Annotated in this window: 7 protein-coding genes and 1 pseudogene; all 8 read left to right on the forward strand. The window is 33.1% G+C overall.

The genetic code is table 11. The features are described from left to right. A pseudogene (locus tag IW20_RS26895) lies at window positions 1–588 on the forward strand (OmpA family protein); the annotation flags it as partial. Window positions 589–658: 70 nt separating this feature from the next. Beyond that, a complete protein-coding gene (locus tag IW20_RS26900) occupies window positions 659–1,696 on the forward strand; it encodes an OmpA family protein (RefSeq protein WP_051885489.1) in 1,038 nt (345 codons plus the stop codon). Window positions 1,697–1,950: 254 nt separating this feature from the next. Further along, on the forward strand, window positions 1,951–2,376 hold the full coding sequence (locus tag IW20_RS01360; RefSeq protein WP_035617815.1) for a CBS domain-containing protein: 426 nt from the start codon (window positions 1,951–1,953) through the stop codon (window positions 2,374–2,376). Between the two features lie 180 nt (window positions 2,377–2,556). After that, a complete protein-coding gene (locus IW20_RS01365; RefSeq protein WP_035617817.1) occupies window positions 2,557–4,848 on the forward strand; it encodes an NADP-dependent malic enzyme in 2,292 nt (763 codons plus the stop codon). Window positions 4,849–4,930: 82 nt separating this feature from the next. Next, window positions 4,931–5,512: a Holliday junction branch migration protein RuvA gene (gene ruvA, locus IW20_RS01370; protein ID WP_035617819.1), complete on the forward strand. Its 582-nt coding sequence runs from the start codon at window positions 4,931–4,933 to the stop codon at window positions 5,510–5,512. A gap of 30 nt (window positions 5,513–5,542) precedes the next feature. Continuing rightward, the gene (sov, locus tag IW20_RS01375; protein ID WP_035617821.1) at window positions 5,543–12,754 is read left to right on the forward strand and encodes a T9SS outer membrane translocon Sov/SprA; all 7,212 of its coding nucleotides are present in this window, start codon (window positions 5,543–5,545) and stop codon (window positions 12,752–12,754) included. A gap of 87 nt (window positions 12,755–12,841) precedes the next feature. Further along, a complete protein-coding gene (gcvH, locus tag IW20_RS01380) occupies window positions 12,842–13,222 on the forward strand; it encodes a glycine cleavage system protein GcvH (RefSeq protein ID WP_035617822.1) in 381 nt (126 codons plus the stop codon). Beyond that, window positions 13,215–13,601 carry a VanZ family protein gene (locus tag IW20_RS01385; protein ID WP_081912420.1) on the forward strand — a complete coding sequence of 129 codons (387 nt, stop codon included), beginning with the start codon at window positions 13,215–13,217 and terminating at the stop codon, window positions 13,599–13,601. Before gcvH ends, IW20_RS01385 begins: the two co-directional genes overlap by 8 nt. Window positions 13,602–13,694 lie beyond the last annotated feature (93 nt).

Raw genomic sequence — 13,694 nt, forward strand, 5'->3', positions numbered from 1 at the left:
TATGCCAAAGCAGATAAAACCCTCGAGACCTTCAACAAAAAAAACGCAGCCGATAAAAGAGGACAACTCTTCGAAAACAATAAAAACTACCTCGAGCAAATAAAAGCCAACTCAGGACGATACGAAATAGCCGATGCCGGAATCAACTCCACCCAAACCGATTACGGAAGCGCGTATTACGACAACAAACTCGTATTTGCATCCGCCAGAGATACCGGAGGCGTAGTTAGAAAAACCTTCAAATGGACCAACAAATCCTTCACCAACCTATACACCGCCGAGGTAAAAGCCGACGGAACACTAGGAACACCAGAACGATTCCAAAAAAACATCAATTCCAAATTCAATGAATCCACACCCGTGTTTACAAAAGATGGAAAAACAATGTACTTTACAAGAAACAACTACCTAGAAGGCAAAAGAGGAAAAGACAACCAGAAAATAACCCTGTTAAAACTCTATAAAGCAGAACAAATCAATGGCAAATGGACCAACGTAAGCGAGCTACCCTTTAATAGCGACCAATACAGCACCGCGAGCAGAACAAATCAATGGCAAATGGACCAACGTAAGCGAACTACCCTTTAATAGCGACCAATACAGCACCGCACATCCAGCGTTAAGTATCGATGAAAAAAAACTATACTTCGCCTCCGATATGCCAGGCACCCTGGGACAATCTGATTTATATAGCGTAACGATAAACAGCGACAAAAGCTTTGGAAAACCAGAAAACCTGGGAAAAACAATCAACACCGAAGGAAGAGAAACCTTCCCGTTTATATCAGCAGACAACGAACTATATTTTGCTAGCGACGGACAACCAGGACTAGGCGGACTCGATGTATACGTTACCAAAATCAACAACGATAACACCTTTACAGAAGTACAAAACGTAGGTGCACCAATAAACAGCAAACAAGACGACTTTGCATTTATCATCGACAACCAAACCCAAAAAGGATATTTCAGCTCCAACAGAGAAGGAGGCAATGGCAACGACGATATATACAAACTAACCCAAATAAGAAAACTCCTTTGCGAGCAAACTCTAAAAGGAAACATAACCGACAAGGAAACCAACGCAGCATTAGACAACGTAAAAGTAACCCTGCTAGACGACCAGTTTAAAACAATAAACGAAGTAATAACCACAGCCGACGGAGCATACAGCTTCAAGGTAGATTGCAACAAAACCTACCATATACGAGTAGCCAAACAAGACTATGAAACGATAGAAGTTCCTGTAATCATAAAAGAACAACCAGGAGAAACCAAACAACCAATCGCATTAGAAAAACGCATCAAACCAATTACAGTAGGAACCGATTTAGCCAAAACGCTAAACATCCCGATCATCTATTTTGATTTAGATAAATCCATCATCCGCAAAGATGCCGCCTTCGAACTAGAGAAAATTCTAGCTGTAATGCAACAATACCCAAAGATGAAAATCGATATCCGTTCCCATACCGATAGTCGTCAAACAGCCAAATACAACTTGGCTTTATCAGACAGAAGAGCCAAATCAACCCAACAATGGTTGATAAAAAACGGAATCAAAGCCAATAGATTAACTGCCAAAGGTTATGGCGAGAGTAAGTTAGTAAACCACTGTTCAGACGGAGTACCTTGCTCTGAAATTGAACATCAATTAAACAGAAGAAGTGAGTTTATAATCATCTCAATGGAATAATTTAGTACATTCAATAATAAATACCACCTTTAAAAACAATGCCCTTAATGAAACTTCAGTAAGGGCATTGTTTATTTTGTATTGATATAATTTTCTGTAGATAGATATTTAATAAATGTGTTATAAAAGTGAATAAAACGCTTTGTTTTGCTGGTTTTTATGTTAATTGAGTGATTTTTTTAAGTTAAAAATGCAAATTAATGTTATTCGTAACATGTTTTTTTTTAAATTTATAGTTCTTAAAAATATCAGATATGACTGTTAATCAAATACTAAGCACGAAAGGAAAAGAAGTTTATTCAGTACTTTCATCGACTACCGTTTACGAAGCTTTAAAAGTAATGGGAGAAAAAAACATTGGTGCCATCTTAGTAATAGATGGAACTGAGTTAAAAGGTATATTGTCTGAAAGAGATTATGCACGAAAAATTGTTTTGAAAGACAAATCTTCAAAAGAAACATTTGTACATGAAATCATGGAAAGCAATGTGATTACAATAAGTTTGTCTGATAATTTAGACTCTTGTATGGAGTTAATGAGTAGTAAAAGAATTAGACATTTGCCTGTTGTAGATAATGATATTGTGGTAGGAATTATTTCTATAAGTGACGTTGTAAAATCAATAATAGAAATTCAAAAAGATACCATTAATCACTTAAATTCCTATATATCACAATAAAAGATAGTGTGAAAGAATAATAAAAAATAGCCTAATTAAATTTAGGTTATTTTTTTTGGATTAAAATTAAAGATGCTTTTTTAGAAAAAGAATAATATAAAATAATAAAAGAATAATATAAAAGCTTCCTTTTTAAACCAAGTCTTATATCTTTGTAAGCTAGAATAAAATCTAAAAACAATGAATAAAGATAGTAAAAGAAGCGAGGCGTTATTGTACCATTCAAAGCCTACTCCAGGTAAGATTCAAGTAGTTCCAACCAAAAAATATGCAACCCAAAGAGATTTATCTTTGGCGTATTCACCAGGTGTTGCCGAACCGTGTTTAGAAATTGCAAGAGATGTAAACGAAGTATATAAATACACTGCAAAAGGGAATCTTGTTGCTGTAATCACTAACGGAACCGCGGTTTTAGGTTTAGGAGATATTGGTCCTGAAGCATCAAAACCAGTAATGGAAGGGAAAGGATTGTTATTTAAAATATTTTCGGATATTGATGTTTTTGACATTGAAATTGGAACAAAAGATATTGAAGAATTCATTCAAACTGTAAAGAATATTGCTCCAACTTTTGGAGGAATTAACCTAGAGGATATTAAGGCACCAGAATCTTTCGAAATAGAAAGAAGATTGGTAGAAGAGCTTAATATTCCTGTAATGCACGATGATCAGCACGGAACAGCAATTATATCTTCAGCAGCTTTAATAAATGCATTAGAATTAGCAGATAAAAAAGCAGAAGATGTAAAAATGGTAGTTTCAGGAGCAGGATCTGCTGCTTTGGCTTGTGCCGATTTGTATGTTTTATTAGGAGTGAAAATTGAGAATATCTTAATGTATAACAGTAAAGGACTTTTAACTAAAAACACCCCTTCATTATCTGCCTTACAATTAAAGTATGCCAAAGACATCGAGCCAATTGGTTTAGAAGAAGCTTTAAAAGGAGCAGATATATTTTTAGGATTATCTTCAGGAGATATCATGACTGCTGATATGTTATTAGGAATGGCTGAAAATCCAATCGTTTTTGCAATGGCAAATCCTGACCCGGAAATCAATTACAACCTGGCAATTGCAACTCGTAAGGATGTTATTATGGCTACAGGTCGTTCTGATTATCCTAACCAAGTAAACAATGTATTAGGATTTCCTTATATTTTTAGAGGAGCTCTAGATGTAAGAGCTACCAAAATTAATGAAGCAATGAAAATGGCTGCTGTTAGAGCGTTAGCTTCATTAGCAAAAGAGTCAGTTCCAGAACAAGTAAATGTTGCTTACGGAGCTACTAAATTAGGATTCGGAAGAGAATATATAATCCCAAAACCATTTGATCCAAGATTAATTACCGTAGTTGCACCAGCAGTTGCCAAAGCAGCAATGGAGTCTGGAGTTGCTTTAAATCCAATAACTGATTGGGAAAAGTACGAAGAAGAACTTTTGGCTCGTTTAGGGAATGACAATAAAATGGTTCGTTTGATTACAAACAGAGCAAAAATGGATCCGAAAAGAATCGTTTTTGCCGAAGCAGATCATTTAAATGTATTAAAAGCAGCTCAAATTGTACATGAAGAAGGTATTGGTTTTCCAATTTTATTAGGAAATAAAGAAATCATTCTTGAGCTAAAAGCTGAATTAGGTTTTGATGCAGATGTTGAGATTATTGATCCTAAAACTAAAGATCAAGAAGAAAGAAGAAATCAATTTGCATCTTCTTATTGGGCAACAAGAGAGAGACGCGGAATATCTTTATTAGATGCTCAGAAATTAATGCGCGAAAGAAACTATTTTGCTGCAATGATGGTTAACGAAGGAGAAGCAGATGCATTAGTAACAGGTCATTCTAGAAGTTACCCATCGGTTGTAAAACCTATGTTGCAACTTATAGAAAAAGCACCAGGAGCTTCACTTGTAGCTACAGCAAATATGATGATGACAAATCGTGGGCCAATGTTCCTATCAGATACTGCGATTAATATCAATCCATCAGCAGATGATTTGGCTAAAATTGCTGTTATGACAGCTAAAACAGCTAAAATGTTTGGAGTAGAGCCTGTAATTGCAATGATTTCATATTCTAATTTTGGTTCTTCAACAAATCCAGGAGCAGCCAAAGTGAGAGAAGCAGTAGCTTACTTACATAAAAATCATCCTGAATTAGTTATCGACGGAGAAATTCAAGCTGATTTTGCTTTGAACCCAGAAATGTTACAAGAAAAATTTCCTTTTTCTAAATTAGCAGGAAAGAAAGTAAATACACTTATTTTTCCTAACTTAGAATCGGCAAATATTACTTATAAATTGTTGAAAGAATTGAATAAAGTTGATTCAATAGGACCAATAATGTTAGGTATGGGTAAACCAGTACATATTTTCCAATTAGGGGCAAGTGTAGAAGAAATGGTTAATATGGCTGCTATTGCAGTTATTGATGCTCAAGAAAAAGAAATTAAAAAGAATAATTTGATTAAATAATTTAGGTAAAAAAAGTATTGTTTTAAAATTGTGGTATTTTTACTTCAAATTTTACTATATTTGGCGCTGTTAACATTATATTATGATTGCACATTTGCAAGGAAAATTAGTTGAAAAGACGCCTACCGAAGTTGTTATCGATTGTGGTGGAGTAGGATATCATGTAAATATATCTTTACACACTTATTCGTTAATACCAAATAGTGATTTTATAAAATTGTATACGCATCTTCAAATAAAAGAAGATGCGCATACATTATTTGGTTTTATAGAAAAATCCGAAAGAGAAATCTTTAGGATGTTGTTATCGGTATCTGGAATTGGAGCTAATATTGCCAGAACAATGTTATCTTCATTAGATCCGAAACAAATTATTAATGCAATAGCATCGGGAGATGTTGGTGTAATTCAATCAATAAAAGGAATTGGGAACAAAACTGCCCAAAGAGTTATCCTTGATTTGAAAGAAAAAATTGTTAAATTGTACGATTTAGATGAAGTTTCAATGCTTCAAAACAATACAAACAGAGATGAAGCGTTATCTGCTTTAGAAGTTTTAGGATTCGTAAGAAAAACATCTGAAAAAGTGGTTGAAAAAATCATAAAAGAAGATCCTGAAGCGACTGTTGAGTCAATAATAAAGAAGGCTTTAAAAAGTTTATAAAAAAAACGTACTTTAAAACACACGGACTATATGCATAAAATTTGTATTTTTTTGCTGGTTTTATTTTGTGGGTTTGTATCCGAAGCTCAGGTAAAACAGGAAGCTCAAGATACAACGAAAGCAGGGTATTCTGTTGGTAAAATACAAATAAAAGATCCACAAAGTATTCTTTCCGCATATACTTACGACCCTATTACAGATCGCTATATCTATACAAATAGCGTAGATGGTTTTTCCATTAATTATCCCATTATTTTAACGCCAGAAGAATACGAAGCTTTAATATTAAAAGAGTCCAGAAGAGATTATTTTAAGAAAAAAGCAGATGCTATCGATGGTAAAAAAGATGGAAGCGAATTAGCTAAAAAAGATTTATTACCTAGATATTATATTAGATCAGGGCTTTTTGAATCTATTTTTGGAAGTAATACCATTGATGTAAAACCAACTGGTTCTGTCGAAATAGATTTAGGAGTTCGCTATACTAAACAAGACAATCCATCCTTTTCTCCTAGAAACAGATCAAATCTTTCTTTTGATTTTGATCAGCGTATCAGTATGAGTTTACAAGGAAAAGTAGGTACGAGATTAAATGTAAATGCGAATTACGATACCCAATCTACATTTGCATTCCAAAATTTAATAAAATTAGAATACACACCATCAGAGGACGACATCATTCAGAAAATTGAAGTTGGTAACGTAAGTATGCCTCTTAATAGTACATTAATAAGAGGAGCACAAAGTTTATTTGGGGTAAAAGCCCAATTACAATTTGGAAAAACAACCATTACAGGAGTTTTCTCAGAACAAAAATCTCAAAGTAAAAGTGTAGTAGCCGAAGGTGGAGGTACAGTTCAGAATTTTGATTTGTATGCCTTAAATTATGATAACGACAGACACTTCTTTTTATCTCAATACTTTAGAGATAAGTATGATTCATCATTAAGAAAATACCCTTTTATAGATAGTAGAGTTCAAATAACAAGAGTAGAAGTTTGGATTACTAACAAACAAAATAGAGTTAGTACAACAAATAATAATTTAAGAAATGTTATTGCACTTCAGGATTTAGGTGAAGCGCAATTATCAGGAGTTCCAGATAGTGAAGTCGTGGTTCTTAATCCTTCCGCAGGAATGTTTCTTAATCCAATAAACTCACCAGCAAATAATAGTAATAATAAATACGATCCAAAATTAATTGCAGGCGGAACAGGTTTTTTGAATACTAAAATTCGTGAAATAGTTACTTCAAGTTCAGGATTTAATGGTATTACAGTAAGTGAAGGACAGGATTATTCTAAATTAGAAAATGCAAGGAAGTTAAATTCTAATGAATATACTTTTAACCCGCAATTAGGATATATATCGTTGCAACAACGATTAGCAAATGACGAAATTCTGGCAGTAGCTTATGAATATACAATGGGAGACCAAGTGTACCAAGTAGGGGAATTTGGTAATGATGGTGTAGATGGTACAGTAGTAACAGGTAATAACACTTCTAATCAAGCAATCATAACACAAAGTTTGATTTTAAAAATGCTTAAAAGCAATTTGACTAATGTTAAGAATCCAGTTTGGAATTTGATGATGAAAAATATTTATCAAATTCCTGGAGCATATCAAATAAAACAAGAAGACTTTAGGTTTAATATATTATATACAGATCCATCTCCTATAAATTATATTACACCAGTTAATGATGCAAACCCATTTCCTCCAAATCCTACTCCAGATAATAAAGTAGCAGATACACCTTTACTTAAAGTATTTAATTTAGATAAATTAAATTACAATAATGACCCTCAAACAGGAGGTGATGGTTTTTTTGATTTCTTACCAGGATTAACAGTGGATGCTCAAAATGGTAGAATCATATTTACAACCAAAGAGCCTTTTGGAGAATTATTATTCTCTAAATTATCAAATAGTGCGGGAGAAGATTATCGTAATACAAGTACATATAATGCGAATCAAAGTAAGTATGTATTCCGTAATATGTATGCCAATACACAATCGGGAGCATTACAGGATAGCGATAAAAATAAATTCTTATTAAGAGGTAAATATAAATCTACAGGAGGCGATGGAATTCCTATCGGAGCTTTTAACGTTCCTCAGGGTTCTGTAGTTGTAACTGCCGGAGGACGTGTTTTGGTAGAAGGAATTGATTATAGTGTGAACTATCAATTAGGAAGAGTTCAAATTTTGGATCCTTCGCTTCAGGCATCAAATACACCAATAGAGATTTCATTAGAGAATAATTCTATTTTTGGGCAACAAACCCGAAGATTTATGGGAGTAGATGTGCAGCATAAAATTTCAGAGAATTTTACTGTTGGAGGTACTTTTTTACAAATGACAGAGAAGCCATTTACACAAAAATCAAGTTACGGACAGGAATCTGTAAATAATATTATTTATGGTTTTAATACAAACTTCTCTACTGAGATTCCTTTCTTTACCCGATTAGTAAATAAATTACCGTTTATAGATACAGATGTTCCATCTAATCTTTCGTTGCGAGGAGAAATTGCGTTCTTAAAACCAGGAACACCAAAAGCAGATAATTTTGAAGGAGAATCGACTATTTATGTAGATGATTTTGAGGGGTCGCAATCTACGATAGATATGCGTTCTGCTTATGCATGGAGTCTTGCATCAACGCCAGAGGATAATGCTGTAAGCACATATAATTTTAATGCCAAAGCCAATGATATAAGTTATGGTTTTAAAAGAGCAAAATTAGCATGGTATACAATTGATCCTGTCTTTTATTCTTCAAAACCATCGGGGATAAGTAACGATGATTTATCATTAAACTCGACTCGTAGAATTTACAGCGATGAGTTATATCCATTAACTGATATTGCACAAGGACAATCACAAGTAGTAAATACATTGGATTTAACTTACTATCCATCAGAAAGAGGACCTTATAATAATAACTTAAATTATGCAGCAAGTCCAAAAGATAACTTTGGAGGGATAATGCGTGCTTTGAGCTCAACAGATTTTGAACAAGGAAATGTCGAATACATTCAGTTTTGGGTATTAGATCCATTTGTTGGAGCAGGAGAGACTGATCAAACCAATACAGGTAAGGTTTATTTTAACTTAGGAGAGATTTCAGAGGATATTTTAAAAGATGGTAGAAAACAATATGAAAATGGTTTAGGACCAGGTCAAATTGTGGTTAATCCTCAGCCTATGTGGGGAGATGTTCCTGCATCACAATCTTTGATTTATGCATTTGACAATGATAGTGGTAATAGAGCTAATCAGGATGTTGGATTAGATGGTTTACCAGATGCCAGAGAGGGAGCGGTTTATAATAATTTTGCTGCATCAGATGACCCTGCGGCAGATAATTATACCTATTATTTAAATACTACAGGTGGTGTTCTAGATCGTTATAAGAATTATAATGGGGTTGAAGGAAACTCGAATGTAAATATAAACGATGCAAATAGAGCTTCGACTACACTTCCTGATGTTGAGGATATCAATAGAGATAATACCATGAATACGATTAATGCGTATTATGAGTATAGTATCGATATTAAGCCAAACATGGAGATTGGGCAAAATTATATTACAGATATAAAAAATACCCAAGTAACAATGGTAAACGGTGTGGTTACAGCTGCTAGATGGATTCAATTTAAAATACCAGTTGCACAACCTCAAAATACGATTGGTAATATATCTGATTTTAGATCAATTCGTTTCATGAGAATGTTTATGACAGGGTTTGAAAGTGATGTTACAGTTCGTTTTGGAGCATTAGATTTAGTAAGAGGTGAGTGGAGAAGATATACAAATACATTAGATCCTGCAGATGTTAATGTTGATGATGATAATACAACTTTTGATGTTTCGGCTGTAAATATTGAAGAGAATAGTACTAGATGTCCAGTAAATTATGTTTCTCCTCCAGGGGTAGCTCGTGAGCAATTATACAATAATAATACTATTATTAATCAAAACGAGCAAGCATTGGCATTACGTGTTTCTGGAAACGGTTTGCAACCAAAAGATGCCAGAGCTGTATTTAAAAATGTAAGTGTTGATATGCGTCAATACAACAGATTAAAAATGTTTTTGCATGCTGAATCATTGCCAAATGAACAAGTGTTACAAAATGGGCAAATGGTAGGTTTTATCCGTTTTGGAAATGACTTTACTCAAAATTTCTATCAGATAGAAATCCCTTTAAAAGTAACAATTCCAGTCTCTACATCAGGTACAAATTGTTCTCCTTTAAGTCCAGAAGTTGTTTGGCCAGAAGAAAATAACATTGATTTAGCATTGTCATTATTGACACAAATGAAAATTGAGGCAATGAAAATTGACCCAAACACACTACCACTAGATGGGATTTATTATCCAGATGATGATATAACCAAGCCTGATGGTGATGGAGATAGTACTTTGAGATTAGGTATAAAAGGAAATCCGAATTTTGGATTGGTTAGGAATTTAATGGTTGGTGTGAAAAATGCAGAAACACATCAGGATATTAAAGGAGAAGTTTGGTTTAACGAGTTGCGTCTTGCCGAGATGGATAATAAAGGCGGTATGGCAGCAATACTAAATCTTGATACTAACTTTGCTGATTTTGCTACTGTCTCTGCAACAGGTAGAAAAAGTACTATAGGATTTGGATCCCTAGAACAAGGACCGAATGAAAGAAGTAGAGAGGATATACAGCAATATAATATCGTAACTAATTTAAATTTAGGGAAGTTATTGCCACCTAAATGGGGGATTAATTTACCTTTTAATTACGCTGTTGGAGAAGAGGTTATTACGCCAGAATATGATCCATTTAATGAAGATATTAAATTGAAGCAGTTGTTGGATGTGACGACAGATCCTGCCGAAAGAGATAATATAAAAAATCGTGCAATTGATTATACAAAGCGTAGAAGTATCAACTTTATAGGCGTTAGAAAAGATAGAGCACCAGAGCAAAAACCACACGTTTATGATCCGGAGAACTTTACATTCTCTCAATCATATAATGAAGTGCAACGTCATGATTATGAAATCGCGAGTTATCGAGATCAACAATCAAGTACAACTGTAAATTATGCATATAGCTTCCAACCAAAAACTGTGGAGCCGTTTAAGAAAAATAAATATTTTAAGAAAAGTGATTATTGGAAATTGTTAAGTGATTTTAATTTTAATTATTTACCATCTAATATCTCGTTTAATACTAATATTATAAGACAGTATAATCGTCAGGAATTTAGACAAGTAGAAAATGTTGAAGGAATTGGTTTGGATCCATTGTATAGAAGAAACTTTGCTTTCAATTATCAGTATGGATTTAATTTCAACCTTACAAAATCATTAAAAATAAATTATACAGCATCGTCTAGTAATATTGTTAAAAGTTATTTGAATGCAGATAATGAGCCAATTGATAGTTTTAGTATTTGGGATAGCTATTGGGATATAGGTACGCCAAATCAACACATGCAACAATTGGTTTTAAATTATGAAATTCCGTTATATAAAATTCCAGTTCTAGGATTCTTAAAAGCAAATTATTCTTATACTGGTGATTATAGCTGGCAGCGTACTTCAGAGGCTTTGTCAAGCTATGAGGATGCGAATGGAAATTTCTATGACTTAGGAAATACAGTTCAGAATGCAAATTCGAATACGTTTACAGCGACAATGAATATGAATACGCTTTATAAGTATTTGGGACTTAATAAAGGAGGAGCGAAAACTCCTAAAGCTAAACCAACTGTACCAAAACCAGGGGAGAAAGTAGTCAATAAAAACCAACCATTGGTTGTAAATAGTGCTTTTCATGATGGTTTAATGGGAATGTTAACGAGTATAAAAAATATTCAGGTTAATTATACGGTTAATAGCGGTACTGTTTTGCCAGGATACACACCAAGTGTTGGGTTCTTAGGTTCGTCTCGACCATCTTTAGGATTTATTTTTGGAAGTCAGGATGATGTACGTTATGAAGCTGCAAAAAATGGATGGTTAACAAACTATCAGGATTTTAATCAGAACTTCTCACAGGTAACAAATAAGATGTTCAAAGCAACTGCAAATATTGATTTATTGCCAGATTTAAAAATTGATTTAAGTGCGGATCGTGCATATTCACAAAATTTTTCTGAGCAATATGATGTTGACGATACAGGATTGTATCATTCAAGATCTCCATACAATTATGGTATTTTCTCTATCTCAACGATTTTAATAAAAACATCATTTGCAACAAGTGATGAGAATTCTTCATCGGCATTTGATGATTTTAGAAGCAACCGTTTAGAAATTGCAAATCGTTTAGCCGAGGGGTATTATGGTGCAGGAGCTGTGATTCCAAGATATGGAGATGTAAATAATCCGATACCAGGACCAACAGATGCAAAATATGCTCTGTATGTTGCAAATGAAGGTTATCCTATAGGATATACAAAAAGTAATCAGGCAGTTTTGCTTCCTTCGTTTTTAGCAGCTTATTCAGGAGGAGATGCTTCAAGTGCTTCTACTAGTATTTTTAGAAACTTTCCGCTTCCAAACTGGAGTATAAAGTATAATGGATTGATGCGTTATAAGTATTTCAAAGACAAATTTAAACGCTTTTCATTGCAGCATAATTATAGAGCATCTTATACAATTAATCAATATCGTTCTAACTTTAAATATGACCAGAATCCAGGAGGATTGGATCCTGATAGTGGTAATTTCTATAATGCGACAATCATGTCTAATGTCAATTTAGTAGAGCAATTTAGCCCGCTTATTAGAATGGATTTTGAGTTGAAAAGTTCATTAAAAGTACTTACGGAAATTAAAAAAGATAGAGCGTTATCTATGAGTTTTGATAATAATCTATTGACCGAAGTTAAAGGGATGGAATATGTAATTGGTTTAGGATACCGTATTAAAGATGTAATTTTTTCATCAATATTGGCAGATAGCCCTACAGGAGTTATAAAAAGTGATATTAATATAAAAGGAGATTTATCATATAGAAATAACAAAACAATGGTACGTTATCTTGATTATGATAATAACCAACTTGCTGCAGGACAAAATATTTGGTCTGTAAAAATCACAGCAGATTATTCATTTAGTAAAAATCTAACAGCAATTTTTTATTATGACCACTCATTTTCTAAAGCAGTTATTTCGACTACATATCCTTTAACGAATATTCGATCAGGATTTACAATTCGATATAATTTTGGAAATTAAATTTCAGATTCTAAAGAGAATTTGATTAGAAGATTATTACATTTGCCCTATTAAAATTCAATTATCAATTATCAATAAGTATTTATTATGAATATACCAACAAATTTAAAGTACACAAAGGATCACGAATGGGTTAGCATTGAGGGAGATGTTGCAACAGTAGGAATTACTCATTTCGCACAAAAAGAATTAGGAGACATTGTTTATGTTGAAGTAGAAACTTTAGATCAAACACTTGAGAAAGATGAAGTTTTTGGAACAGTTGAAGCAGTAAAAACAGTTTCGGATTTATTTTTACCATTATCTGGAGAAATCATTGCTTTTAATGATAGTCTAGAAAGTGCTCCAGAAACAGTAAACTCAGATCCTTACGGAGATGGATGGATGATTAAAATTAAAATTTCAAATACATCAGAATTAGATTCTCTATTATCTGATGAAGCTTATAAAGAATTAATAGGTGCTTAAACAAATATTTTTTTTATGTTCGGCTTTATTGTGGACAGGGATTATCGGCTTTCTTTGTTTAACAGAGTCAAGTAATATTCCAACAGTAACGATTCCTAACATAGATAAATTAGTTCATTTTTGTTTTCATTTTGGTTTTACATTACTGTGGTTTTTGTTTTTTAAAAAACAATTTAATAGCATAGATAATTATAAACCACTGCTTGTTTCTTTTGTTTTTTCGATTTTTTTCGGGCTTACAATTGAGATTTTACAAAGTAAATATACTTTAACAAGGAGTGCCGACATGATGGATTTTTTAGCAAATTCAATAGGAGCAACATTCGCAATAATTGCGGTGCTACTATTCAGTAAGCTAATCTCTAAAATAGTAAATTAATAAATCCCACTTCGGTGGGATTTTTTGTTTTTGGGAATTTTGGTAATATATATTTAGGTTAATAATTGAGCTTTGTTTATGCTTGATTAAAAG

Origin of the sequence: Flavobacterium hydatis, from assembly GCF_000737695.1 — a bacterium.
Classification (GTDB): domain Bacteria; phylum Bacteroidota; class Bacteroidia; order Flavobacteriales; family Flavobacteriaceae; genus Flavobacterium; species Flavobacterium hydatis.

Coding starts and splice junctions, on each gene's coding strand:
- IW20_RS26900 (WP_051885489.1), top strand. CDS start 659: ATGCCAGGCACCCTGGGACAATCTGATTTATATAGCGTAACGATAAAC.
- IW20_RS01360 (WP_035617815.1), top strand. CDS start 1,951: ATGACTGTTAATCAAATACTAAGCACGAAAGGAAAAGAAGTTTATTCA.
- IW20_RS01365 (WP_035617817.1), top strand. CDS start 2,557: ATGAATAAAGATAGTAAAAGAAGCGAGGCGTTATTGTACCATTCAAAG.
- ruvA (WP_035617819.1), top strand. CDS start 4,931: ATGATTGCACATTTGCAAGGAAAATTAGTTGAAAAGACGCCTACCGAA.
- sov (WP_035617821.1), top strand. CDS start 5,543: ATGCATAAAATTTGTATTTTTTTGCTGGTTTTATTTTGTGGGTTTGTA.
- gcvH (WP_035617822.1), top strand. CDS start 12,842: ATGAATATACCAACAAATTTAAAGTACACAAAGGATCACGAATGGGTT.